This window comes from Streptomyces sp. NPDC055140, from assembly GCF_053607285.1.
The window spans coordinates 339,368-364,336 of record NZ_JBSGTG010000006.1 but is presented as its reverse complement, the minus strand read 5'-3'; the positions used below and the strand labels follow the sequence as shown (position 1 = coordinate 364,336).

General features: G+C 68.1%; 24 protein-coding genes and 1 pseudogene. 18 read left to right on the top strand and 7 right to left on the bottom strand.

Annotated elements, in window-relative coordinates; all coding sequences use genetic code 11:
• Nucleotides 1–20: 20 nt before the first annotated feature.
• Nucleotides 21–375: pseudogene (locus ACWFR4_RS15430) on the bottom strand (TetR/AcrR family transcriptional regulator); the annotation flags it as partial.
• A 63-nt stretch (nucleotides 376–438) separates the two neighbouring features.
• Between ACWFR4_RS15430 and ACWFR4_RS15425 the strand changes: the two are divergent.
• A complete protein-coding gene (locus tag ACWFR4_RS15425; RefSeq protein ID WP_453467223.1) occupies nucleotides 439–1,383 on the top strand; it encodes an alpha/beta fold hydrolase in 945 nt (314 codons plus the stop codon).
• A gap of 285 nt (nucleotides 1,384–1,668) precedes the next feature.
• Here ACWFR4_RS15425 and ACWFR4_RS15420 read toward each other — a convergent pair whose 3' ends face one another.
• Nucleotides 1,669–2,682 (bottom strand): zinc-binding dehydrogenase, encoded by a 1,014-nt coding sequence (locus ACWFR4_RS15420; protein ID WP_453468066.1) that lies wholly within the window; start codon nucleotides 2,680–2,682, stop codon nucleotides 1,669–1,671.
• A gap of 465 nt (nucleotides 2,683–3,147) precedes the next feature.
• Here ACWFR4_RS15420 and ACWFR4_RS15415 point away from each other — a divergent pair, with 465 nt between their 5' ends.
• Nucleotides 3,148–3,669 carry a CoA transferase gene (locus ACWFR4_RS15415; RefSeq protein WP_453652857.1) on the top strand — a complete coding sequence of 174 codons (522 nt, stop codon included), beginning with the start codon at nucleotides 3,148–3,150 and terminating at the stop codon, nucleotides 3,667–3,669.
• Between the two features lie 10 nt (nucleotides 3,670–3,679).
• Nucleotides 3,680–5,161 carry an MFS transporter gene (locus ACWFR4_RS15410; protein WP_453652830.1) on the top strand — a complete coding sequence of 494 codons (1,482 nt, stop codon included), beginning with the start codon at nucleotides 3,680–3,682 and terminating at the stop codon, nucleotides 5,159–5,161.
• A gap of 523 nt (nucleotides 5,162–5,684) precedes the next feature.
• Here ACWFR4_RS15410 and ACWFR4_RS15405 read toward each other — a convergent pair.
• On the bottom strand, nucleotides 5,685–6,269 hold the full coding sequence (locus ACWFR4_RS15405) for a TetR/AcrR family transcriptional regulator (RefSeq protein ID WP_453468068.1): 585 nt from the start codon (nucleotides 6,267–6,269) through the stop codon (nucleotides 5,685–5,687).
• A 125-nt stretch (nucleotides 6,270–6,394) separates the two neighbouring features.
• Here ACWFR4_RS15405 and ACWFR4_RS15400 point away from each other — a divergent pair, with 125 nt between their 5' ends.
• The 9 genes from ACWFR4_RS15400 (at nucleotide 6,395) to ACWFR4_RS15360 (ending at nucleotide 14,937) form a co-directional block, all read left to right on the top strand.
• On the top strand, nucleotides 6,395–7,213 hold the full coding sequence (locus ACWFR4_RS15400) for an SDR family oxidoreductase (protein ID WP_453652828.1): 819 nt from the start codon (nucleotides 6,395–6,397) through the stop codon (nucleotides 7,211–7,213).
• A 114-nt stretch (nucleotides 7,214–7,327) separates the two neighbouring features.
• Nucleotides 7,328–8,284, top strand: a complete 957-nt coding sequence (locus tag ACWFR4_RS15395; protein ID WP_453652826.1) for an SDR family NAD(P)-dependent oxidoreductase — start codon at nucleotides 7,328–7,330, stop codon at nucleotides 8,282–8,284.
• A gap of 17 nt (nucleotides 8,285–8,301) precedes the next feature.
• On the top strand, nucleotides 8,302–8,649 hold the full coding sequence (locus ACWFR4_RS15390; RefSeq protein ID WP_453468071.1) for a low temperature requirement protein A: 348 nt from the start codon (nucleotides 8,302–8,304) through the stop codon (nucleotides 8,647–8,649).
• A 69-nt stretch (nucleotides 8,650–8,718) separates the two neighbouring features.
• Nucleotides 8,719–9,798, top strand: coding sequence for an NAD-dependent epimerase/dehydratase family protein (locus tag ACWFR4_RS15385; protein ID WP_453652824.1), 1,080 nt, complete (start codon nucleotides 8,719–8,721; stop codon nucleotides 9,796–9,798).
• 81 nt (nucleotides 9,799–9,879) lie between these two features.
• A complete protein-coding gene (locus ACWFR4_RS15380) occupies nucleotides 9,880–10,359 on the top strand; it encodes a MarR family winged helix-turn-helix transcriptional regulator (RefSeq protein ID WP_453652822.1) in 480 nt (159 codons plus the stop codon).
• 8 nt (nucleotides 10,360–10,367) lie between these two features.
• A complete protein-coding gene (locus ACWFR4_RS15375) occupies nucleotides 10,368–11,855 on the top strand; it encodes an MFS transporter (protein WP_453652820.1) in 1,488 nt (495 codons plus the stop codon).
• Complete coding sequence (locus ACWFR4_RS15370; protein ID WP_453652818.1) at nucleotides 11,852–12,448, top strand: cysteine hydrolase family protein; 597 nt, start codon at nucleotides 11,852–11,854, stop codon at nucleotides 12,446–12,448. The genes ACWFR4_RS15375 and ACWFR4_RS15370 overlap by 4 nt, the downstream gene beginning before the upstream one ends.
• A gap of 641 nt (nucleotides 12,449–13,089) precedes the next feature.
• Entirely contained in the window at nucleotides 13,090–13,629 is a 540-nt protein-coding gene (locus ACWFR4_RS15365) for a hypothetical protein (protein WP_453652816.1), read from the top strand.
• Nucleotides 13,630–13,683: 54 nt separating this feature from the next.
• Complete coding sequence (locus ACWFR4_RS15360; protein ID WP_453652814.1) at nucleotides 13,684–14,937, top strand: RNA-guided endonuclease InsQ/TnpB family protein; 1,254 nt, start codon at nucleotides 13,684–13,686, stop codon at nucleotides 14,935–14,937.
• A 23-nt stretch (nucleotides 14,938–14,960) separates the two neighbouring features.
• Here the strand turns inward: ACWFR4_RS15360 and ACWFR4_RS15355 are convergent, their stop codons facing one another.
• Nucleotides 14,961–15,770, bottom strand: a complete 810-nt coding sequence (locus ACWFR4_RS15355) for an SDR family NAD(P)-dependent oxidoreductase (RefSeq protein WP_382709186.1) — start codon at nucleotides 15,768–15,770, stop codon at nucleotides 14,961–14,963.
• Nucleotides 15,771–15,873: 103 nt separating this feature from the next.
• On the opposite strand from ACWFR4_RS15355, the gene ACWFR4_RS15350 reads away from it, so the two are divergent.
• From ACWFR4_RS15350 to ACWFR4_RS15325, 6 genes are all read left to right on the top strand, one after another.
• A complete protein-coding gene (locus ACWFR4_RS15350) occupies nucleotides 15,874–16,440 on the top strand; it encodes a TetR/AcrR family transcriptional regulator (RefSeq protein ID WP_453468481.1) in 567 nt (188 codons plus the stop codon).
• A 469-nt stretch (nucleotides 16,441–16,909) separates the two neighbouring features.
• Nucleotides 16,910–18,181 (top strand): amidohydrolase family protein, encoded by a 1,272-nt coding sequence (locus tag ACWFR4_RS15345; RefSeq protein WP_453468482.1) that lies wholly within the window; start codon nucleotides 16,910–16,912, stop codon nucleotides 18,179–18,181.
• Nucleotides 18,182–18,437: 256 nt separating this feature from the next.
• Nucleotides 18,438–19,718, top strand: a complete 1,281-nt coding sequence (locus ACWFR4_RS15340; protein WP_453652812.1) for an ABC transporter substrate-binding protein — start codon at nucleotides 18,438–18,440, stop codon at nucleotides 19,716–19,718.
• A gap of 263 nt (nucleotides 19,719–19,981) precedes the next feature.
• Entirely contained in the window at nucleotides 19,982–20,503 is a 522-nt protein-coding gene (locus ACWFR4_RS15335; protein ID WP_453652810.1) for a cupin domain-containing protein, read from the top strand.
• A complete protein-coding gene (locus ACWFR4_RS15330; protein WP_382709196.1) occupies nucleotides 20,503–20,955 on the top strand; it encodes a VOC family protein in 453 nt (150 codons plus the stop codon). Before ACWFR4_RS15335 ends, ACWFR4_RS15330 begins: the two co-directional genes overlap by 1 nt.
• 3 nt (nucleotides 20,956–20,958) lie before the next feature.
• Nucleotides 20,959–21,786: an SDR family NAD(P)-dependent oxidoreductase gene (locus ACWFR4_RS15325; RefSeq protein ID WP_453652808.1), complete on the top strand. Its 828-nt coding sequence runs from the start codon at nucleotides 20,959–20,961 to the stop codon at nucleotides 21,784–21,786.
• 356 nt (nucleotides 21,787–22,142) lie between these two features.
• Here the strand turns inward: ACWFR4_RS15325 and ACWFR4_RS15320 are convergent, their stop codons facing one another.
• From ACWFR4_RS15320 to ACWFR4_RS15310, 3 genes are all read right to left on the bottom strand, one after another.
• A complete protein-coding gene (locus tag ACWFR4_RS15320; RefSeq protein WP_453652806.1) occupies nucleotides 22,143–22,943 on the bottom strand; it encodes an SDR family NAD(P)-dependent oxidoreductase in 801 nt (266 codons plus the stop codon).
• Between the two features lie 283 nt (nucleotides 22,944–23,226).
• On the bottom strand, nucleotides 23,227–23,424 hold the full coding sequence (locus ACWFR4_RS15315; RefSeq protein WP_453468248.1) for a ferredoxin: 198 nt from the start codon (nucleotides 23,422–23,424) through the stop codon (nucleotides 23,227–23,229).
• Nucleotides 23,425–23,428: 4 nt separating this feature from the next.
• On the bottom strand, nucleotides 23,429–24,649 hold the full coding sequence (locus ACWFR4_RS15310; protein ID WP_453652804.1) for a cytochrome P450: 1,221 nt from the start codon (nucleotides 24,647–24,649) through the stop codon (nucleotides 23,429–23,431).
• Nucleotides 24,650–24,969: the final 320 nt, after the last annotated feature.

Genomic DNA, 24,969 nt, shown 5'->3' with positions numbered 1-24,969 from the left:
TCCTCAACTCCCGTGCCCCAGGACCGAACTGGCTCGGAGTTGGGAGAGCTCGGTGCGCAGCAGCCGTCCGTGGTCGGGGTCGGCGATGCGTTGGCGGGCGACCTCGAAAAACGCCTGTATCGACCGCAGCGGTTCCCCGGACGCACCGGAGGAAAGCGCCTGGTCGTACCTGTTTCCATACCGGACGGCGTAGCGGTCCAGGCAGCGCAGGTAGAGAGAGTCTCTGTCGCAGAACGAGGAGTAGATGGAACTTCGGTTCAGCCCGGTCGCCCTGGAGAGGTCGTCGAGTGAGGTGTCGGTGTACCCGGCCCGCCAGAACTGGACCATCGCCGCGTCGAGCACGATGTCCACGTCGAACTGCTTCTTCCTGGCCATCCCGCATGCACCTCGTTCTTGAGGCAGTCCATCGTGGCCTTGCCCAAGATGTAGGTTCGAGGCGTGACCGATGCCGCCCCGAACCGCTCTCCCGGCCAGAATCACGTCCCCGGGCTGCCGCTGCGCGACCTCGCGGGCTTCACCCACCGCTGGGTCAACGCGGAGGGAATCCGGCTTCACGCCGTGGAAGGCGGTCGGTCGAGCGGCCCCACCGTCGTGCTGCTTGCCGGATTCCCGCAGACCTGGTGGGCTTGGCACAAGGCGATGCCGCGCCTTGCCGAGCGCTTCCACGTGATCGCGATCGACCTGCCGGGACAAGGCCATTCCGATCGTCCCCAAGGGAGCTACGACACTCACACCGTCGCTTCGCGCGTCCAGGCCGCACTGACCGCGCTCAACGTGCCGAAGTACTGGCTCGTCGCCCACGACATCGGGGCCTGCGTCGCCTTCTCGCTCGCCCTGAGGTACCAAGACCGCCTGCACGGCGTCGCCCTGCTCGACGCCGGCATTCCCGGAATCACCCTCCCGGACGCCATCCCAACGGATCCCGAACGGGCCTGGAAGACCTGGCACTTGGCATTCCATGTGGTGCCCGAACTGCCCGAGACGCTGATCACCGGCCGCGAGCGTGACTACGTGGGCTGGTTCTTGAGGGTCAAGACACTGTCCCCGAACACCTTCGACAGCGCCGATATCGACCACTACGCCGCCGCCATCGCAGCCGAGGGAGGGCTCCGAGCGTCTCTCGCCTACTTCCGCGACGCCGCGGAATCAGCGCGCAAAAACCAGGACGCTCTCGCTCCCGGACGAGGGCACTTGACCATCCCGGTCCTGGGAATCTCCAGCTCCCATGGCTCGATCCCCGACATGGCCGCCTCCATCAGCCCCTGGGCAGAGAACGTGACCGGCGCCGTCATCCCGGAAGCCGGGCACTTCATTCCCGACGAGCAGCCCGACGCAACTGTGGACGCGTTGACCGCGTTCATCGATCACGCGCGGGTCGGGTAGAGCGACGAAGTCAGCTGACTGTGTGGATCCCGACGGATCTGCACAAGCGGATGAGCCTGATGAAGGTACACACCGGCCAAGACCTGAAAGCGCAGGCCGAGGCTGCGATTGAGGCCTGCCTGGACTCGCATGGCTACTGATCCTCGGTACGTGAACGGCGCCCTTCCCAGCCTGGCCGGGAAGGGCGCCGGCGGTGTTTCGTGGCAGAGCTCGGGCCGAGGCCTCAGCGACAAGCTCGGTCGTTACGGCCGAGAAGGTGACTGCTGGAGCGGTCTGTGGCCCCGGTCACGCGGCAACGATCATGCGGCCACGGTTGCCGCCAGTCTGCAGGGCGCTGAATGCCTCGGGGACGCGGTCGAAGCCGTTCAGGACGGTATGGATGCTGATCAGGCGACCGTCACGGACGAGCCGGGTCGACTCGGCTTCGAAAGCCGGGCGCAGATCCTCGTGCTCGGTGACGGTGAACCCGTACAGGGCGAGTTCCTGGTAGATCATGCGGAGGTAGTTTCTTGGACCCGTGCCTTCGCGCCCGTACTGGGAGACTGCTCCGCACAGCACAGCGCGGCCACGGAGGCGGAGCGTGTCGAGGGCCGCTTCGAGCTGGTCTCCACCCACGTTGTCGAAGAACAGGTCGATGCCGTCCGGCGCCATGGCGCGGAGCAGTTCGACGGCCGGCCCGTCGTGGTAGTCGACGGCCGCGTGTGCGCCCAGCTCCTGGAGCAGGGCAACTTTCTGCGGGGATCCCGCGCTGCCGATCACCCGGGCTCCGTTCGCCGCGGCGAACTGCACGGCGCAGCTGCCCACGCCGCCCGCGGCGCCGGATACGTAGACCGTGTCCGTCTCGCGGACCTGTCCCACGCGCACCATGCCGACCCACGCGGTGAAGCCGACGTGACCGAGCACGGTGAGGTGGTTCTCCAGTGGCAAGTCGGCGCGCTCGGCGGGGATGCGGCGCAGCTCATCCGCGTCCACGACATCCATTTCCCGCCACGGAGACCAGGAGCGGATGGCCAGTTCACCGGAGGCGAATGCGTCGCTGCGGGATTCCACGACTTCCAGCACGGCGTCGCTGCGGGGCACCTCGCCCAGCGCCATGCCGGGACGGCCGGAGTTGGTGCGTTCGCGCATTCGGTCGGCCATCCCGGCGTTCATTCCCAGGCGCCGCAGCGCAACCCGCACCTGGCCGTCGCTGAGTTGAGGCAGCGGGGCGGCCTCCGCAAGGACGAAGTCCTCGGGCTGCACAATGCCTTGCGGGCGGCGTGCGAAACGGACCTCTCGGATGGCTGTTTGATCATTCACTCGGGCAACCGTACTCCCCGGTCTTGCCGCAATCGCGTCTGCGGGGGCCACCCATCAGGCGAAACTGGGGCCGAATATCGCACCGGTCCTACAGAGCGCCGCGCGCCGGCCGGCTCCGGTCTCCCGCAGAAGGTGCTGTACCAGTGGCTGGTCGGTGCCGCTGATTTCGCCGTGTTCGACGCGCATCGTGAGCCGATGTGGCCCGCCGAGGTCACCGCGCCAGGAGAGCTGGAGTCAGCCGCGTCAGGCGGTTGAGGTTGACGGGGAGTGGCCCAGGTCGCTGCCGCAGGTCACGACGTTTCCCGGCGTCGCTCCGACAATCGTCGGCTCTTCCTCCTACTCCGCAACCTGGTTCGCAGGTCTTGACAGTGCACTGGGTCACAGTGATACCTACTGAAGTAGTGAGTATCGACTGACCTTGGGAGGAGCCAGTCGTGGCACAGGGCATACTCGGCGGCCGTCCAGATCGTCGATCCGACCGAGCAGCTGCCGCGGCCGCATGCCAGCTGGCTGCTGGGCGACCTGGGAGCCGATGCCAGGAAGAGGGAACGGCTCGATCCAGGCGATCCACTGCGGCAGCAGCCTGCCGAGTTCGAAGCGGAGAGCCGGGGCAAGCACGGACTGACCGTCCTCCTCGAAGATCCACAGGGATGCTCGGTCCCGCTCGAGGTGGCCGGAACCGCCGATGTCCTCACCGTGGGCTTCCGGTCGGCCGTGATGGATTGGCTCGGCCTCGGCTTCGGCAAGCTCAAGCGCGTCAAGCCCGGGTTGGTCTGCCAGCCGGTCGCCCTGCACCTGTGCAAACGTGCGCTCGGCCGGTCCGAGCCACTTCCTGTCCAGGAGGGGTGGGCCGTCGAACAGCACCACATCATGCGTCGCCTAGCCCGCGCCGAAGACACTCGCGATGCGCTCACCGCCGGCAGAGAGAAACGTCCCCCGCATCCTCCGGCCGCTGACCCCACCGTCCACAGGAACCGCTCTCAATGACGAGGACGACATGACCGCCATCCGGGAAGACCAGCACCACACCGTTTCGGGCACAAGACCGCTCATCGCCACCCTGCTGATCGCGGCAGGGCTCACAGCCCTCACTGTCGTGCTGCCGCTCAGCGTGTTGGGGCAGATCGGCACGACCTTCCACACCTCCGGGGCGGTACTCAACTGGGCCGTGATCCCCGGTACCGTGATCGGCGCTGTGGCCTGTGGCATTCTCCCGGCACTAGCCCGGCGCTGGGGCCAGCGGACGATGCTCGTCACAGCCCTGGGGCTGCTCACGATCGGCGGGGTGCTGTGCGCCATCGCCCCGAACATCGAAGTGCTGATCGCAGGACGGGTGATCGGCGCCTTCTCCTTCGGAGCGCTCCCGCTGTCGATGGCCGTCGCTCGCACCAATCTCACCGGGCGCCGGCTCGGTCTGGTGCTGGGCTGGATCGCGGCAGCCCAGGGCCTGGCCGTCGGCGTCGGTTTCGTGCTCGGCGGACTGATCACCGACACCGCGCAAGTGAGCTGGCGGATCGTATTTTTGGTGCTCGCAGCCCTAGGCGCTGCGGGCGCAGCCGCGGCTGCTCGTTTCGTGCCCGCCCACCGCAGGACCGAGGATGACGCGGAGCGGGTGGACTGGATGGGCGGCCTGCTGCTGGTGGCCGGCTTGATTCTGGTGCTGGTGCCGCTCAGCATGGGCCCCACCTGGGGTTGGACCCACGCTTCAGTGATTGCCCCGCTGTGCGCGGGGGTCGTGGTGGCCATCGGCTGGTGGTTGTGGGAGGACCGAACCCCGCGGCCCATGGTGGACACCCACGCGCTGCGTGACCGCGAATTCCTGTTCGGCGCCGCGATTTTCATGATTGCTGCCGCGCTGGCCTGGATCACGAACTTCTCCATCCCGGCCTTCGCCGAGGTACCCCGGGAAACCGGCTTCGGCTTCGGCTACGACGCCTTGTGGGGTGGCCTGGTGACGATACCGATGTGCGTCGGCATCACTGTGGCTGGCGCGGCGACCGGGGTGCTGTCCCGCCGGGTGGCGCCGCGCGTGCTGTGCGCAATGGCATTCGCCATCATCACCACCGACATGCTGCTGCTGGTGTTCCTGCACGGTTCGGCTTGGCAACTCTGGGCCTGGCCAGGGATGTTCGGCATCGGATACGGACTGGCCTCCGCCAGCGCCTACGAGATCTTCATGAAAGCACTCCGCCCCGAACAGGTATCCACAGCCGCCGGTATCGGACAGGTCGCCGGGGCCGTCGGCTCCGCACTGGCCAGCGCGGGGATCACCGCCGTGCTCACCTCGCAGGAAATCACCGTGGGCACTCGCCCCGTCCCGAACCTGCACAGCTTCCAGCTCGGCTGGCTGTCCGGGGCGGCGTTGGCAGTCGTCGGCGTAGTGGTCGTGCTCACCAAGCGGACCACCCGCCCGAGCCGGGACGGCGCAGTTGGGCAGCCGAGCTCGGACAGCACTGCTCAAGAGGCCATCGCGAACTGAGCGTGGAGTTGGGGCGCAATGACCCGGTAAACAGGATGGCAAGTATGTTGCGCATTGTGCGGCAAGGTTGCTGAGCCCACCGGGCACGGGACGGTAGGTGTCGACCACGACCCAGAGAGGCATGAGTCGCCCGCCTCTCCTGGGAGGAGCGGGACGGCTGCCGAGTGGGGAGTTTGAAGACTGGCCATGAAGCGGCGATGTCGCCGTAGTACGTGTAGTTGTCGGCGTGAGTCAGCTCGCGCAGCTGATGGAGTACGGCGTCGATCTGGTCGTGGTCGACGAGGACAGCGACACATGCCCGACCTCGTCGACCACCCCGGGCCCGCAGTCGTTCCCGGATGTCGTGCGCCCACTCATCAGCGTTACGAACCTCATGGCTGTCCGAGCACAGCGGCGGCTATGGGTTTCGCCACGCAGTCCTGGGCGTCTCGACTGGTCTGTACCCGGCCACGTGCAACCGGCCGACCGCGCTGTTCGGGCTGAGCCGATGCTCTACAACGTAGCGGCGGCACAGTGGATGAAGTCAGCCGGGGTGACCGGCGGGTCCCGCCTCGCGGAGGCAGCGTTCGAGGCGCCGACGGAAGTCGTCGAAGGACTCGTCCGCGGGCCAGGTCTGGTAGGCGGTGAGGGTGGCGGCCACCGCGAGGTTCAGCCGCAAGGTCGCCGTCAGGCCGTCGGACTGGCTGTTGCGGCCTGTCGCCCAGTCGCGCAGGTCCGTGAAGAACTGCTCTCCGAAGCTCTGGCCCGACTGGGCGAGGGTGGGCGACTGCGCCTTGAGTTCACGTTGCAGCGGCATGCGCTCCCGCAGGCTTTCGCAAAACCCCGTCAGGATCGCGCTGAGCGAGTCCCAGAGCGGTTCATCGGAGGGCCGCTCGCTCATCAGAGCCTGCCAATCGCGTCGCTCTTCGGGATCCTGGTCGAAGACGACGGCCTCCTTACTGGCGAAGTAGTTGAAGAAAGTGGCGCGCGAGACGTTCGCCGCTGCTGCTATCTGCTCGACGGTCGTGGCCTCGTAGCCCTCCTCGTCGAAGAGCCGCAGGGCGGCGGACCGGATGGCGCGCCAGGTCGCCAGCTTCTTGCGCTCCCGCAGATTCATGGTTCCTGCCATGAGCGTCATTGTACGGCTCCACATATGGATGAGTTTATATTTGGACTCGTCTAAGAAGTGGGGTTACGGTGGAGGCAGCCCCGGAGGTCGGCTCCGGAAGGCCGACCCCGAAGGAGTCTTGAGTCATGAGCAAGGTCTGGTTCATCACCGGCACGTCCCGCGGCCTCGGCCGCTCGTTCGCCGAGTCCGCGCTGGAGCGCGGCGACAAGGTCGCCGCGACCGCCAGGAACGCCACCGCCTTGGGCGATCTGGTCACCAAGTACGGCGACGACGCGGTTCTGCCCCTGCCCCTTGACGTCACCGACAAGGCGGCCGTCGCCGCCGCGGTGTCCGCCGCGCACGAGAAGTTCGGCCGCCTCGACGTCGTCGTCAACAACGCCGGCTACGGCCTGTTCGGCATGGTCGAGGAGATCACCGAGCAGCAGCTGCGCGACCAGATGGAGACCAACCTCTTCGGCGCGTTCTGGGTCACCCAGGCCGTACTGCCGATCCTGCGCGCCCAGGCCAGCGGCCACATCGTGCAGATCTCGTCCGTCGGCGGCGTCGCCGCGTTCCCCTCGCTGGGTGCCTACCACGCCTCCAAGTGGGCGCTCGAGGGCTTCAGCGAGTCCTTGTCGCAGGAGGTCGCCGGCCAGGGGATCAAGGTCACCATCGTGGAGCCGGGCGGCTTCAGCACCGACTGGGGCGGCTCCTCCGCCACGCAGGCCGAGCCGAATCCCGCCTACGACCAGGTCCGCGACGCCCTAGCGGCCCGGTTCGGCGACGCCCGCTACGCCGAGCCTTCCGACGCCGGGGCCGCATTGCTGCAGATCGTCGACGCCGAGAACCCGCCGCTGCGGGTGCTGTTCGGCACCGAGCCCATCGAGGTCATCGAGCCCCTCTACGCCCAGCGCCTGCAGACCTGGGCCGACTGGGAGCACGTCTCCCGCACGGCGCAGGGCTGACCGGCCATACGGCACACGTGCCGTACCGGGTCACGTACCGCCTCGCCGATACAGCGGCCCCGGTTCTCTCGACACTCCTTCCGTCAGACACCTTCCCATCAGGAGCTTCAGCCCATGTCCGTACCTCAGACACCCCGCACGTTCGGAGCGAGCACCACTGCCGCCGAGGTCCTCGACGGCCTCGACCTGCACGGCCGCCGGGCCGTGGTGACCGGAGCCAGTTCCGGAATCGGCGTGGAGACCGTCCGGGCGCTCGCCGCGGCGGGTGCCGACGTCACCCTCGCCGTGCGAGACACCGACGCAGGCGCCAAAGTGGTGGCGCGCCTGGAACCGCAACTTCCGCACGGCGCAGGGAAGCTGAGCGTGGGGCGGCTCGACCTGGCCGACCGGTCGACGGTCACGGAGTTCGTGGCCGCCTGGCAGGGACCGCTGCACATCCTGGTCAACAACGCGGGCGTGATGGCCCCGCCGCAGCTCGTCCGCATGCCGGACGGCCGCGAGCTGCAGTTCGCCGTCAACCACCTCGGCCACTTCGCCCTCGCCGTCGGTCTGCGCCCGGCGCTCGCGGCGGCGAACGGCGCCCGGGTCGTCTCGGTGAGCTCCATCGGCCACCTCTTCTCCCCGGTCGTCTTCGACGACCTGGACTACCGCTTCCGCCCCTACGACCCGTGGACCTCCTACGGGCAGTCGAAGACCGCCAACGCCCTGTTCGCCGTCGGCGCCGCCGAACGCTGGGCCGACGACGGCATCACCGCCAACGCACTGATGCCGGGCAACATCGCCGACACATCCCTCGCCCGTCACATGGACATGCAGCAGGTGGCCGACTTCATCGCCTCGGGCGAACTCGCCCTGCCGCCCGGCAAGACCGTGGAACAGGGCGCCGCGACCTCGGTCCTGGTGGCCGCCTCACCGACGGTGGAGGGCATCACCGGCCGCTACTTCGAGGACTGCGCCGAGGCCGAGCCGGTGTATGAGCGGGCCGGCGCCGTCGCCGGCGTCGCACCGTACGCACTGAACCGGGAGAACGCGGCACGCCTTTGGACCGTATCCGAGGATCTCGTCCGCTAGCGATCTACGCTCCGCGCATGACCTCGCGACACGAACGGTGGGTCCTGCTGCGCCGCCGCCTGTGGCAGCCTCCGCGTCCGCACGGCGCGCAGCCTCAAGACAGGGGAGCCGAGCCGCTCGAGCTCTTCTACGACCTGGTCGTCGTCGTGCTGGTGGCGCAGGCCGCCCACCACTTCGCCGGGCACCTCACCTGGCACGGCCTGGCCGAGTTCGCCCTCGCGTCCCTGGCCCTGGGCGCCCTACGCCCCGCGCCGCTGATTCTCGGGCTCGTACTCGTCGCCCTCCTGGGCATCCCTTGGCTATTTGCCGTGGTGCGCCGGCTGTCCACCGAAGTGGAGCCGGACGCCGAAATCAACCATCTCTGACGTACCGCGCAGAGGGCTGGACCGACAGCCCATCCTGCGGCACCACTCCACTCTGAAGGACTGAACAAAATGAGCGCACAAGACTTCACCCTCTCCTTTCCCGGAGACGAGAAGGTCCTGGTCACCGGTGCCAGCGGCTTCGTCGGCAGCCACACGGCCGTCCGCCTGCTGCGTGAGGGCCATCACATCCGTGTGGCGGTCCGCGGGCCCGCACAGGAGGCTCAAGTGCTGGCGGCGCTCCAGCAGGCCGGGGTCGATCCGGCGGGTCTGCTGGAGTTCGCGGTCGTGGACCTCAGCGCCGACGACGGCTGGGCACAGGCCATGGACGGGATCGCGCACGTCCTGCACCACGCGTCGCCCTTCCCGCCCACTCCTCCCGAGACGGAGGACGAGGTCATCCTCCCCGCCCGCGACGGCGCACTGCGGGTGCTCGCCGCCGCCCGCAGCGCCGGGATCCCACGGGTTGTCATGACGTCCTCCTTCGCCGCGGTCGGGTACACCCTGACGCCCGACGACCACTACACGGAGGGGAACTGGACCGACCCGGACACCCCGGGACTGCCCGCCTATCACAAGTCGAAGGTGCTGGCCGAGGCGGCGGCGTGGGACTACGTCCGGGCCAACGGCGGCATCGAGCTGGCGGTCGTCAACCCCACCGGCATCTTTGGCCCCCAGCTCGTGGACCGGCCCTCCGGCTCGATCGGACTGATCAAGGCCCTGATGGCCGGAGAGATGTCCGTGGTGCCGGTCTGGAACTTCGGCGTCGTCGATGTGCGTGACGTCGTGGACCTGCATCTGCGCGCGATGCTGCACCCGAAGGCGGCGGGCGAGCGGTTCCTCGCCAACAGCGGATCGTCGAGCCTGTTCATCATCGCGAATATCCTTCGCGAGCACTTCCCTGCCGCGGCCGACCGGCTGCCCGCCGCGGAACTGACCATCGAGCAGGTACGCGAGGCGGCGAAGACCGAGCCGGCTCTGCGGGACGCCGCCGTTCTGGAGGGCAGGATCCCCGACATCAGCAACGAGAAGGCCCGCTCCGTTCTTGGCTGGGAGCCCCTGGACGTCAGCGACACCATCGTGGCAACCGCTGAGAGCCTGATCCAGCTGGGTGCCGTCACTCTGCCGGGGAACAGCAGCCCCAGGCCGTAGTCCGCATCGGGAGACGGTCTCTGTATGGGAAACTCCTCAAGTAACTTGGCAAAGTTACTTGAGGAGTTTTAGGGTGGACGCATGACCACGAACCCCAGGTCGCAGCAGCCCGCCGCATCTGCCGCGACCGCGCACCGTCTCCAGGACGCGATGAAGCGACTGCGCGCGCGCCTTCGCGCCGAGTCGGGACAGCACACCACCGGTCTGACCCCGACGCAGCTCGGCGTCCTGGCGAGCGTCGTGCAGGAAGGTCCTGTCACAGCCGCCCGGCTCGCATCGCTGGAGCACGTGAGCGCGCAGGCCATTGCGCAGAGCCTGGCGGTGCTCAAGGCGGCCGGGCTGATCCACAGCGAGCCCGACCCCAAGGACGGCCGCAAGAAGCTGATGAGTGCCGACCCGTCGGCGACCGAACTGATCGACAAGCTTCTGACAGGCCGCGCCTCCTTCTTGGCGCGCGCCATCGACCAGGTCCTCGCCCCGGACCAGCGCGAGGACGTCGAGAAGGCGATCGAGCTGCTCGAGCGGCTCGCCGACGCAGACCTCAGCGGCGGCGCGATATGAGAGCCGCCGTGACGCAGGGCGGCGCTTCGGCGGGCGAGGTCAAGCACAACTCCTTCGCGTGGCCGTTCACCACCCCGCTGTACGTGGGCTCCGCCCTCAACGCGATCAACAGCTCCATCATCGCGACCGCCATGGTGCCCATCGCCGCCGACCTGAACGTCTCGGTGGGCGCCACCGCCGTCCTGGTCTCCTCCCTCTACCTGGCCAGTGCCGTCGCCCAGCCCACCGCGGGCAAGCTCGCCGAAGTGCTCGGACCACGCCGGATCTTCCTGTCCGGCACCGTGCTCGTTCTGCTCGGCGGCCTGGTCGGCGGCTTCGGCCAGAATCTGGCGATGCTGACCGTCTCCCGGGTCCTGATCGGCATCGGCACCTCGGCCGCGTTCCCCTGCGCGATGGTGATGATCCGACGCCGTGCCGAGCAGGCCGGCCTGGACGCCCCGCCCGGCGGAGTACTCGGCGGCCTCGCCATCGCGGCCATGGCCACCGCCGCCGTCGGCCCGCCGATCGGCGGGCTCCTGGTCGGCGCCGCGGGCTGGCGCTTGGCCTTCCTCGTCAACATCCCAATCACCGTGATCGCGCTGGTGATGGCGGTGCGCTGGCTGCCCAAGGACCCGCCGCTCGACCGCGAGAACAGCGGCCTCCGCACGATCGCCAACCGGATCGACCTGCCGGGAATTCTCGGCTTCGCCACCTTCATGACCGCGCTGGTCGTCTTCCTGATGGACCTGCCGGACCCCGATTGGGTCGCCCTCGCCGTCTTCATCGTGGCTGCCGCGCCCACCGTCGTCCGGGAACTGCGTACGAGCGCACCGTTCTTCGACTTCCGCGGCCTCGCCGCCAACGGCGCCCTCGCCCGCACCTACCTCCGACAGGCCCTCACCCTGCTCGGCGTCTACTCCGTGATGTACGGCATGACCCAGTGGATGGAAGCCGCACACGGCTTCTCCACCGTGCAGGCGGGACTCCTGCTGCTGCCGATGGGCGCCGTCTCCGCGCTGCTCTCGCGCCCGCTCGCCCGCCGCAACCTGGTCCGCGGTCCTCTGATCGTCGCGGCCCTGACCATGCTGATCGGCTCGGCCGGCATCGTGCTGCTCACCTCGACCAGCCCCGCGATCGCGATCGTGCTCGTGTCCCTGATCTTCGGCGTCACATCGGCCGCCACCACCGTCGGCAACCAGACCGCCCTCTACACGGCGGCACCGGCCGACCAGATCGGCACCGCCTCCGGACTGTTCCGGACCTTCGGCTACCTCGGCACCATCACGTCGTCCGTCATCGGCGGCATCGTCTTCCGCGACGGCACGAGCGACCAGGGACTGCACACCCTCGGCTTCGTCCTGGTCGCGGCGGGCGTCGCCGTCCTGCTCCTGACCGTCCTCGACCGGCGCCTCATGGGGCGCCGAGCCGACCGTGCCCCGGGCGCGTCACCCCACAGCCACACCCCTGAGAACACTGCGAACGCAGAGACACACCCCCACAAGGAGAACCACGCATGACCACCCCTGCCCTTCCCGCGATCGACCCCAAGCGGACCGCCCTGCTGGCCATGGACTTCCAGAACGGGATCGTCGCCTCCGTCTCCGAGCCCGACGCGCTCGTCGAGCGGGTCGGCGGCGCGATCGCCGCCGTCCGCGCCGCCGGCGGCACCATCGGCTACGTCCGCGTCGCCTTCACCGAGGACGACTGGGCGGCCGTCCCCGAGACCAACAAGACCTTCAGCGGCGTCGCGGCCGCGAAGATGATGCACCACGAGGACGCCACCACCCAGATCGACGAAAGGATCGCCCCCGAGGACGGCGACCTCGTCGTCCGCAAGAACCGCTTCGGCTGGGGTCTCACCACCGACCTCCACCAGCAGCTGCGCGACCGCGACATCGACACCCTGATCCTCTCCGGCATCAGCACCAGCGGCGTCGTCCTGTCCACCCTCATCGACGCCGCCGACCGCGACTACCGCATCTACGTCCTGACCGACGGCGTCGCCGACCACAACCCGGACGTCCACCAGATTCTGCTCGATCAGGTCTTCCCGTCCCGGGCCCACCTCATCGACACGGCCCAGCTGGCCGACCTGCTCAAGGCCACCTGACCGTCGCAGGCCTGACAACACGTACAAGCGCGGTTGAGCGCGCGCGGTTCGCCATCGAGCTGCGCGCCTCAGACGGTGACGGGCAAGAGGGGGGAGCAGGGCGCCGAGCGTGAAGCGCAGGGTGTCGGGCCACGTAGGCCGCGCTGGGTGCGAGACAGTCATCTCCGCCAACAGGGCAGCATCCGCAGCATCCAGGGCCTGCGTTCCGCCAGGACCGCCCGGGCGGTGACGTCGACGGCGACCGTGAGTTCGGGACGTCCCAGGCTGCTGTTGCGAGCGCAGCGGCTGCCTCGGGCAGCTGGTCTCGGGCTCTTCTTCTGGCGTCGGCTCAACAGAATGCGCCTGGTCCGGTGATCTGCGGAAGACGGAGGTGCCCTGCTTGCTGCGCTGTGCCAGACCCTTGGCGACCAGGCCTTCGACAGCGGCCGTCGGCGTGGGCACCGGGAGGTGACCGACGCGATTGCCATCAGCTCGGCCGGCTCCGCCAACACGGGGATGTGGGTGGCGGAGCCGGTTGCCGCCCGTGAAGCCAGCGTCAGTGCTGTTCCCATTTGACCTGGCCTTGTGCCAGGGAGCCTTGGGGAGATCAGCGTGGTGTTGAGGGCAGGTGCGGCGAAGAGGGAGGGCTGTCAAGGGCTGCGGTGACGGCCGTTGTCGAAGACGGCTCGTGCGCAGCGGATCCGTTCGGCCTGCCGGTCGGCGTCCAGCGCCCTCTCGAGGGCGGCGCGCAGTTGGTCGGATTCGCCCTCTGCGGATCCACGCTGACCGGGCTGCGGAAGGGCGGGCGAGTTGGTGCCGGTGCCCCTCGGCGAATCGCTCAGCTCTTGGCGGTCCGCCCCGACCTTGAGGTTGGTCCGATCCGGGGGAACGTCCCACCCCGGCTGAAGAAGATCGAAACCATGGGCCTTGATGCTGTGGTCCTGGCGGTCGCTGGCCTTCGCCGCCTCGGTCTCGACGAGGCAATCGGCGAACTGCTGCCCTTGGACCTGTATCCGCCGTCGCCCGGACAGGGTGCCTGGGGGATTCAGGTCCGCGAGGACAACGCCAATTCAGCGTGCTCTTGCGAGGTACCCCGGGGGTTCACCCCCGGGAGGAATCGCATCCTGTGGTGGCGATGTGCAGCATCGCCGCGGCAACGGGCGCGGAGCGCACGCAAGAAACCGGGCCGCAGCGCCCGGTGAGGAATGTGCGCTGTTCGAATGCCGGTACGTCGGGTGGCAGGTAGCGTCACGGTCGTGAAGTTGACCGTGCAGGTGAAACTCCTGCCGACGCCTGTGCAGGCGGCGGCACTTGAGGAATCCCTGCATGCCTGCAATCAGGCCGCGACCTGGGTGTCGTCCGTGGCGTTCGAGAAGGACATCAAGCGCAACTTCGCCCTGCGTGAGCACACCTATACGGCGGTCAAGGACCGGTGGGGGCTCGGCGCTCAGGCGGCCCAGCATGTCATCAAGAAGACGTGCGATGCCTACCGCACGTTGAGGGCGAACCTGAAGGCCGGGAATCTCGGCAGGCCCTTCTCCAAGCGCTACCGGCGGGCAGTCGAGAAACCGATCGCTTTCCGGCCTGTGGGCGCGCAGCCGTATGACGACCGGATGCTGTCCTGGCAGTACACGGAGCGTACGGTGTCGATCTGGACCCTGTCGGGCCGGATGAAGGGCGTGGCGTTCACCGCCGCTCCCGAACATTTGGCCCGCCTGGCCTTATACCGCAGGGGCGAGTCCGATCTGTTGTTCCGCGACGGCATGTGGTTCCTGATCGCGACCTGCGAGGTCCCCGAGGCCGAACTCAACACCAGCGTGGTGGAGTTCCTGGGGATCGATCTGGGGATCGTGAACATCGCGACCACCTCGGACGGTCAGATCATGGCCGGACGCCGGCTGAACCGTGGGCGTCTGCGCGAGCGCACCCTGCGTCAGAAACTCCAGCGTAAGAACACCCCCTCCGCCAAACGGCGCCTGAAGAAGCGGCGCCGTAAGGAGGCGCGGCGGGCGCGGGACATCAACCACAAGATTGCGAAGCATGTGGTGGCCGAGGCAGAACGCACCGGTCGCGGAATCGCTCTGGAAGACCTCACGGGCATCCGCGCACGGGTACGGCTTCGCAAGCCCCAACGGGCCACCCTCCACTCCTGGGCTTTTACCCAGCTCGGAGATTTCATCGCGTACAAGGCCCGCAAGGCAGGGGTGCCGGTGGTGCACGTCGATCCGGCGTACACCTCCCGAACCTGCGCCGAATGCGGGCACATCGACAAGGCGAACCGGGCCTCCCAGGCCCGCTTTGCATGCCGGTCCTGCGGATTCGTTGATCACGCAGACCGCAACGGCTCCCGCAACATCCGTCACCGTGCGGAAGAGTTGTGGCGACGCGGGGCGCAGTCAACTGCCCCAGACCCACCCCCGAAAACCGGGCGTGGGACAGGACGCAAACCCAGCACCACAGCCAGTGGCGCCCGTTGCGCAAGCCCGGGACTTTCAGTCCCGGGTGGTTGACGCAAGGCCCAAGGTTTGTCGCGTCAGTCGGTCTTGGCCGTGACCGGCTCCCAGCGGGCGTACTCGTCCATCAGCTCGGCGAAGCGACCTCGCACCATCTCCAGTCCGGCAGTGGCCACCGCCAGGTGGAGCGGGGGTTCGTCGGTACCGGTGATGTCGGCGACTGCCGCCATCGACTTGACGACGTCGCCGCGCACCGCCTGCTTGTCGAATTCGATCATGGTGGCGTACGCGGACGCGTAGTCCGGGATGGACGTTGCGGGGTACTTCGCGTTGGTGCCGAAGTTGGTGTCGAAGCCCGCCGGCTCGACCAGGGTGACGTGGATGCCCAGCGGGCCGACTTCCTGGGCGAATCCCTCGGTCAGGTTCTGGACGGCGCTCTTGGAAGCGCAGTACACGGCCATCGTCGGCAGGCTGACGTGACCGCCCATGGAACCGATGTTGAGGATGTGGCCGGTGCCGCGTTCCCGCATGTGCGGAAGAACGCCCTGGATCACCTGGACGGTGCCCACCACGTTGGTCTCGAACTGGTCGCGCACCTGATCGGCGGTGACTTCCTCGACCGTGCCGAGCTGTCCGTAGCCGGCGGCATTGAGGACGGCGTCGATGGCGCCGAAGCGCTCGATGCTCTCCTTGACGGCCCCCGCGATGCTGTCGGTGTCGGTGACGTCGAGGCGGGTGACCAGGACATCCGGGCGGTCCGCGAAGGACGAGTTGGCCTTCGTGGTGTCGCGCATGGTGGCCACGACGTTCCAGCCGCGGGCCAGGTACTCGAAGGCGGCCGCTTCGCCCATGCCGGTTGAAGCGCCTGTGATGAGGACGGTCCTGTTCATGGTTCTTGGTGCTCTCTCTCGGGGGAGGGCGGGAGGGGGATCCACGCCCACTAAACAAGTTCATCAAACACTGTACAGTAAGTCCACTAGGTAGAGTGGGCACATGATGATGACAACCCGTGGCGACTCCCAGCGGCGCGAGCAGGTTCTTGCGGCCGCACTGACCGTCTTCGCCACGTTCGGCTACCGAAAGACGTCCATGGACGCGGTGGCTCAGGCGGCGGACATCTCACGCCCCGGCCTGTACTTCCTCTTCTCCAGCAAGGAGGAGCTGTTCCGCGCGACCATGCGGCAGGCGCTGGACGAGGCCCTGCGTGACGTTCGTGCCGCGCTGGCCTCGCCCGGCGTGGAACTCGGTGGGCGTCTGGTGGCGGCGCTCGACGCCAATCTGGGGCGGTACGTCGGTACGCATCTCAGCGAGGGCGTCGACGACCTGTTGGAGCGGGGGCCGGCGCAGCTGCACATCATGTACGACGAGTACCGGGCCGCCTTCCTCGAGGTGCTCACCGAGGCCATCGCCGTCGCGGACCGGTCGCTCGGCGATGTCGCGCCGCGTCAGATCGCCGAAGTGCTGTTCGCTGCCGCCGAGGGGTGGAAGCATCGCGTCGCGAATCGTGAGGAATTCGTCGAGAAGCTCACCATGGCCGTCGAGGTCGCCGTGCGGCCGTAGTGCGGTGACGCCCGGCCCATGGAGCGCGGTCCTCGGTGGCCGTGCGACACGGCGCTTGTGCCCCTCGGTGTGCGGCTGTCCCGCCGGGTAGGGCCCCCGCCAGCTTGGGTGGTGGTGGAAGGCGGAGCGACAGCCGGCCCGGATTGCGGCCATGTGTCTGCGTCGTTGCGTAGAGGGCGACAGGGCCTTCAGCGGCGTGCCCGGCAGCCGCCTGAGCCGCACTCGCCGGGCAACTCTCGCCGTCACCGGGTGGGTCCGCCTGGCCTGCGCCGCCTTCTCGCGTGGAGCGCCGGATCCGAGCATCGTCCGACGGCTCAACCCACCGACGAAAGGTCACTACTGGAGGAGTAACGGTCCGATCTATTGACTGGAGCGCGACGATCACTAGGCTGAGTTTGCACGCATGATTGTATTCATTTATGCGTTGGTTCTAGCGTGAGAGGTTCTGGAGATCGTGCAAAAGAAGCTCATGGTGATTTCCTCCGATGGGCACGCCACCGCGCGGATGGAGGACTACACCGACTACCTCGACCCGGCCTTTCGCGCGGAGTTCCGCGAGTTCTGCAAGGCCTACGAGCAGCGGGGATCGCACACCTTCGAGGAGCGCGCGCTCTCCCAGCGCCTGGACCCGTACCTGGTTGAAGAGTGGCGAGAAACGGTCATCGACGCCGGTCGCCTGGAGGGCAACTTCGATCCGGCGCGACGCGAGCAGGAACTCGACCGTGAAGGCGTGACGGGGGAGGTCCTGTTCCCCGACTTCGGGCTCCCCTTCGAGATGTACTCGCCCCTACTCGCGGCACAGTTGGGCGAGCCGCAACGAGACGAAGCGCACGTCGTGGCGGGCAATGACGCCTACAACCGGTGGCTCGCCGACTTTGTCAGTCACGCACCCGACCGCTTCGCGGCGATGGCGTCGATCAGCTTCACCGATGTCGACCGGGCGGTGCGGGACATCCAGTGGGCCAAGGAACACGGCTTCAAGGGCGTCATGTTGCCCCACTTCGACGAGCAGCTGCCTCTCTACGCCGGCGCCTTCGACCCGATCTGGCACACGTGCGAGGAACTCGGGATGCTGGTGAACAGCCACGTCGCGATCTCTTCGACATCCACCCGCTGGATCGCCCCTGCGTCGCCGCCGCCTCACCCGGTCTGCATGGGGCCGTTGTTCGTAGCCCAGGTCGAGTTCTTCTGCCGCCAGATCCTGGACCACATGATCTGGGGCGGCGTACTGGAGCGGCACCCCAGGCTTCAGCTTGTACTCACCGAGCAGGGCTCGGGCTGGGTTCCTTCCAAGCTGGCCGGCATGGACTACTCCTACGAAGGCAGTTACCTGCGACGTGACATCCGCCAGGTGGTCAAGCGCAAGCCGTCGGAGTACTTCGCCCGGCAGTGCCACCTTGGCTCGTCCCTGCTGACCCGTGCCGAAGTCGCGGTTCGTGACCGGATCGGCGTCGACAAGATGATGGTGGGGGTCGACTACCCGCACCACGAGGGCACCTGGAACGGGGGAACGCAGAACTACCTGCAGGCCACCCTCGGTGCGAACGAGGTGCCCGTCGACGAGGCGCGCAAGATCCTCGGTGAGAACGCGGCCAAGGTCTTCGGGTTCGACGTGGACAAGCTCGCGCCGATTGCCGAGCGGGTCGGGCCGAGCGCCGAGGAGGTCCTGGTGCCGCCGACCGCGGACCTGTTCCCGCGCGGCGACGTCCACAAGCCGCTTGGTGGCGCGAACATCGGCTGACCGTCGACCGCCTCACCTTCCCGGCGTGGCGATCCCAGCCGACACGGCCACAACGGCCACCCCGGGCGCGCCCTCAAAGCGGTCTCGCGTGCCCGGGGAAGACGCTCCACGCGCCAGCCTGAACTGATTCTTGCCGCACAGGGACACGGGCGCCGCCCTTGAACTCCCAGGCGCACCACAGGTTTCGCTCCCTAGCACAACCCTGCTCGGCACGTGATCCGAGATAGATCACTGTTCACAAGCCAAGGAGTTGCAGATGCGATCCGAAGCCCGTCTGAGACGCTCCACCAACCAGCCATCTCTGGCCGTCGCCGCTGTCATCGCGGTTACAGCTCTCCTCGCGACGGCAGGCTGTTCCAGCACCGCCGGCAAGGCCACCGACGCCGCCGGAGTCGGCGCCGGCGCCACGGCAGACCCAAGCGCACTCGCCCCCGGCACCAAGGACGTACCGTCAGACAATCCGGTGGAGGTGGGAATCCTCTACACCGACGACAACCCGATCGGCGTGGCCCCGGAAATCCTGGACGGTGCCGAGGCGGCCGCGCGGTACGTGAACTCCCACGGTGGCGTCGGCGGCCGTGCGCTGAAGATCGTCGCCTGCAACGGCAAGAACAACGCCCAGAGCGATGCTCAGTGTGCCGCGAAGTTCGTCAACAGCGGTGTCGTCACGGTCTACGGGCTCGACGCCTTCTGGGGCGACGCCGGAGTGTCCGTGGTTGCCAAGGCCGGCCTCGCCAGCCAGACCATGCCCATTTCCGGCCCCGAGTTCGCAGCCTCCAACTCCTATGCGTGGCAGGGTTCGGGCTTCACCGCGAGCGCTGCGGCCGCCTCCTACATCGCCGAGCAGAACGTCGTCGGCGCCTGCGCCTACGTCGACGTCCCGGCGTTCAAGGAGCAGTGTCTGGAGTACTTCCAGAAGCCGGCCCGGAAACTCGGTGCGAAGACGTCCGTGCTCCCCATCCCGCCGGGCGCGAGCGACGTGAGCCAGTACGCCACGCGGCTGTCGCAGACTCACGCGAAGGCGGTTCTCGTCACCTCGAACGGACAGGTGGCGCAGCAGCTGATCATGTCATCGACGCAGACGGGTTACCGGCCTCAGTGGATTCTTCCGTCGCAGCGGGCGGACTTCTTCAAGGCCGTCGGCTCGCAGGCCAAGGGCGTGATCTTCTATAACGACCTGGTCGACGCCTCCGACCCGGACAACCGTGACGCGGCGGTCTTCCGCGCGGCCATTGCCAAGTGGGCTCCGCACACGACGATCAACGCGTTCTCGATCATGGCTTTCTCCAACATCGTGACCCTCGCCCGTCTCGGCAACCAGGTCGGCGGCGACAAGATCACTCGCGCGGGGCTGCCGGCCGTGCTCGCCAAGGTGAAGGACCTCCCGCAGTTCATGGGCCCGACTCTGGACAGCGACAACCACCTGCCGGGGTTCCCTCATGCACTGCACACCGGCGCGTACCTGTACCAGTGGGACGGAAGCACCTACAAGCGTGCCGGTAAGGGCTACTACACCGTGCCCGGCTCGACCGGCTGACGTCCCACCAGGGTCAGGACAGGTTCCGACCACCGGTCGGCGCGTCGGCTTCTCGCCTCGGGGCTCCGGCGGTGCCCGCCCGGGTGCCCCGAAGGTTCCAGCTCACCCAGGAGGACTTCGCGATGCCTGATGCAGCCGGTCCGCCACGACTCGGCCAGCCGTCCAGGACTGTGCGGACGACTGCCGGCAGGCCCGGCTGCGCAGCGGCGGGGTCCTCCTCCCCCCCAGGACGGAGCGGCGCGACCGCTCCGGAAAGGCAGGACATGACAGCCACGAACAGAGTGCGGGACGTCCGGCTCGTCGTCACCGGACACGATGCCGACAACCAAGGCATCATCGCGTCGGACACCGAGATCGGACCCGCGCCGGGACTGGCCGCCGACGGGTGGCAGGCCTACATCCTGTGGGCCTCGCAGACCCTCCCCGACCTGCCGGACGACGGTCTGGCGGCGTTGGACACGGGCGCGTCCGGCCCAGGCAGCGTGCGGTTGGTCCAGTGCGTGGTGTACCCGGAGGGAGGTCCGGCCCCGGCCGGTGCCCCTGAAGCCCTCAACTCCATCCAGCGGACACCCGGCGATGACTCCGCAATGCACTACACGCACTCGGTGGACCTGGTGATCGTCATAGACGGCGAGGTGGAGGCCGTGCTCGACACCACGCGAACGGTCCTCAAGCAGGGCGACTTCCTCGTTCAGAACGGGACGCGCCACGAGTGGCACAACCACGGGGACAAGCCCGCGCGTCTGGGCGTCGTCGTCCTCGGCACCGAGCACAGGGGGTTCTGATGGCTGCCACGGCGATGCTGAGCCACGTCGGCATCTGCGTCAGCGACGTGGACCGCTCGCGACGGTTCTACTGCGAGCTGTTCGGCTTCGAGGAGACGTACTCGCGCAAGGTCTCCGGGGTGGAGTTCGCCCGGCTGATGCAGCGTCCGTCCCTGGACGTGCAGGTCACGGTTCTGACCCTTGGCCCCCAGAAGATCGAGCTGGTGCACCACTTCTCGCCCGCGCCCGTCGTCGAGCCGGTGCGCTCGACGAACACGGTCGGCTTCACGCATGCCGCGATCTACGTGAGCGATGTGAAAGCGACCGCGGAGCGGGTCGAGGGTCTGGGCGGCTCGGTGCTGTGGGACACCTACATGCGCGTCGACGTGCAGGGCGAGATCCGCGAGTACATGTACATCATGGATCCGGACCAGGTGCGCATCGAACTGATCCGCGGCGAGTTGTTGGGCTGATCGATGACTGCGCAGACAACGGAGTTCGACAGCACCGACGTTCCCGACTACACGACGATGCACCGTGTCGACGGTGGCCGGTTCCTGGTCCTCGGAGCGGGACAGGGCATCGGCCGGCAGACGGCTCACGCTCTGGTCGCCAACGGTGCGCGGGTCCTGTGCGTGGACCTGGTGCAGGAGCGCGCGGACCGGGTCGCGGCCGAGCTCGGCGACGCGGCGACGGCCTGGTCCGGCGACATCACCCGTGCCTCCGAGGTCATCCGGTTGGTCGAGCGGGCATCCGAGCTGTACGGATCGCTCACCGGTGTGATCGACATCGTAGGCATGGCGGTACCGCGCGACCTCGAGCAGATGACCGAAGACGTGTGGGACCAGCAATTCGACATCTGCCTGCGGCACGTGATGCTGATGCTCCGCCACGGGCTCGACCTGCTCAAGGGCGTCGACGGAGCGTCGTTCACGTTCGTGTCCTCGGTGTCAGCGCTGCGCGGATCGGCTCACAACGCGGCCTACGGCGCAGCCAAGGCAGCGCTGGAGTCACTGGTGCGGTCCGCCGCGGTCGAGTTCGGACCGCTCGGTATCCGGGTCAACGCGGTGGCGCCCGGCATTATCTGGACCCCCCGTTTCGTGGAGATCCTCGGCGACGAGGGCCGACGGGCCAACGATGAGAACACCCCCCTCGGGCACATCGCTCAGCCGTCGGAGATCGCCTCCGCACTGCTGTTCCTGTCCTCCGGAATGGCCGGCCACATCACCGGCCAGACACTCGTGGTCGACGGCGGGGTGAACGCCAAGTTCCCTTACCCGGCCGTCAACATGGTCCGCGATTAGGCCGTCCCGCCCGCGGGTGACGACGGAACCTGTCGGCGGCGGACGCACGCGCACGGGCGTCCCATGCGCCGGCGAGAGCAACGGGAGAACCGTCCCACCGCACCACGCGGTGGTGCGCCGGTCACGGGGCGGCGTCCGCGCAGAAGAGCCGGACCGCGCAGGGCTGGACGGAGGCCGCGGCAGCGCGGACGTATCGACAGGCCGGCCTGACGGCGGTGGAAGGGCCACGTCGGGCCGTCCGACCGGCGCCGACCGGCCCCGACCGCTTCGAAGATGTCGTCAGAGCGCGCGACGGCCGACACCACGCCTGCGGCGGGCAGGTCGCGGGTCGGCCGTCGGCATCTCTGCTGGGCAGGTCAGACCTCGGCGGGCTCCGGCACCGGGCGCTTCGGCACGCTGAGCGCGGCGAGCGGCACGGACTGGCCGCCGTCGACGGCCATGATCTGCCCGGTCATGGCCGCGCACGCGTCGGTCAGGAGGAACACCACGAGCGCGGCGACCTCCTCCGGCTCGGCAATGCGGCCGGACGGCGTGGCGGCGATGACGGACTCGACCATCTCCGGCGCGTTACGCCGTGCCCGCTGGTAGCCGGGGGTGTTCATCGTGCCCGGCGCGACGGCGTTCACCCGGATCCCGTGCGGGGCCCATTCGACCGCCAGGGAGCGGGTCAGGCTGTCGACTGCAGCCTTCGCCGCGCAGTACACCGAGCGGACTCCGACACCGGCCACCGCGAAGTTGGAGCTGATGTTCACAATCGCGCCGCCGTGCTCGAGCATCGACCGACCTGCGGCCTGCGAACAGAAGAACATGCTGCGCGTGTTGAAGTCGAAGGTGTAGGCGAATTGTTCGGCGTCTATGTCGAGGGACGGCGCGCTCACGCCGGCGCCGGTGTTGTTGACCAGGCCGTCGATCCGGCCGAACCGCTCGCGTGCGGCGGCGATGAATCCCTCGATCGAGGCGAGGTCCGTGACGTCGAGGCGCTCGCCGTGGAACACCCCGCCCTCCGCGGCGATTTCGGCGCCGAGTCTGTCGAGGTCCTCGGTCGTACGGCTGCCGCCGACGACGTTGGCGCCCGCGCGCGCTGCCGCCAACGAGATGGCCCGGCCGAGCCCCCTGCCCGCTCCGGTCACCAGCATGGTCCTGCCGGTCAGCTCCATTTCCGCGTCCCTTTCTCTTGGCCGCGCCCTGTGCACGGGTCCGAAAAAGCACCTGCACATCGAGTGGGGTCCGTCTTTCCTGCTTACCGGGCCACTGGCCCCGGCAGCCCGTGACCGCTGCTCGGAGCGTCGCGTGACGGGCCTGAGCCGGTGCGCGAGGTGATCCCGTGCACCGGCTCGGACGTTCTGTGCCTCGTGGCGGGCGGCGGAACGTGGCGGCGGTATCCGCCGCGGTCTCCGACGACCGGCTGTTCCGGCCGCGCGCCGCCCGCGCCACCAGGCGTCAGTCGCTGATCTCGAGCGCCGCCTCCGGGCAGTCCGCGACGCGCTGGCGCACCTTGGGGCGCAGTTCGTCCGGGATCTCGGTCATCGTGAGCACGGCGTAGCCCTGCTCGTCCGAGTCGAACACCTCAGGGCACTCGATGATGCACTTGCCGTGGCCCTGGCAGCGCTGTGAGTCGATGGTGACCTTGAAAGCCATTCGGTTATCCCATCCCCAAAATCAGTCGGTCCATCATCCGGGACTCGCTGCCCACCCAGTGGGTCTGCCCGTGATCGTGGACGTGGAACGGCGGCATCGCCGCCAGCAGTTCTTCGAGTGCGACCTTGAGCTGAAGCTTGGCCAGGTGCGAGCCGATGCACCGGTGGGGGCCGACCCCGAAGCCGGCGTGGCGGTTGGGCTGCCGGTCGATGATCACCTCGTCGGCACGCTCGAACTCCCGCTCGTCACGGTTGGCCGAGCCGAACCCGAGCAGTACCCGCGAGCCCTTCGGGATGGGGCAGCCGTGTACCTCGGCGTCGGCCATCGCCGTACGGCCGATGTGGGCTACGGGGCTCGAGAACCGGACGAACTCCTCCACCGCGAGGTTGTGCAGTTCCGGGTGCTCCGTGAGCCTCTTGCGGTCCTCCGGGTGGTCGGCGAGCCACTCGATCATCACCGCGAGTGCCGCGCTCGTCGTCGACAGACCGCCCATCAGCAGGAGCACCAGCATGGCGAAGCTCTGCTGGTCGCTGACGGGCGTGCCGTCGATCTCGGCGAACACCACCGTGTCGAGCAGGTCGTTCTGGCGCGGCCCCGTCTTGCGTTCGGCGAGGATGCCGGACAGCCGCTGGAACAGCTTCGGTGCGGCTTCGCCCTGCCGGTCCTCGACGTCACTCATGATCGCCTCGACCAGCTCGGAGACCTCGTCGGTGTACTCCTCCGGGAAGCTCAGCATTTTGAAACCGACCCGGCGGGGGAGCGGCAGGGTGAACCCGGCGCAGACGTCGAACGTTCCCGACGAGGGGAACGCCGCGATCAGTTCCCGGGCCAGTTCGCGGATCCAGTGCTCCAGCTTCGCGACGGCGCGCATGTTGAAGAACGGGTTGAGCAGCTGTCGGTACTTGGTGTGGTGCGGTGGATCGAGGTCGATGGGGTAGAGCGGCCGCAGCTCCTGGGGCGGGATCGCCACGCCCAGGCCGTCTCCGTCCGAGGAGTACATGTCCGTGTCGAGCGCTGCCGCGAATACGTCTTCGTAGCGGCTCAGGACGTAATAGCCGCCGTGCCGGGGCGTGCGGGCCACCGGACACTCGTTGCGCAGCCGTGCCCACACGTCGTAGGGGGAGTAGGCCATCTTGGAGCTCCAGTGGTCGAACTCCATCGCCAGGCCAGGGGCGGTGGCTGTGTCCGTTGGATCCGCGCTGCTGGTGGGATCCGTCTGTGTCATGGCTGTCGTACCTTCCGTTCCGGTGCCTGCTTGCTTTGTTGGGCCCAGGCGCCCTGCGCTGCCGGTCGCGGCAGGGCAAGTGGCTCGGGACCTGATCCATCACGTGCGGCAGGTTCGTCGGTAGCGGTGCCGCGTCCGGTCTGAACGCCGGTGCGAGCCCGGCGACTGCGCGGGTTCGGCAGCGGGCGTAACCATCGTTAGTCGTATGCAGAAGTGTCGTCAAGAATGCATTCGCTAGCTGTTACAGTCCGGTTCCACGTCCTTGCCGACGGGAACCCGATCTGCACGATCTATTCGCTACCTACTGGCGTAGGGATTAA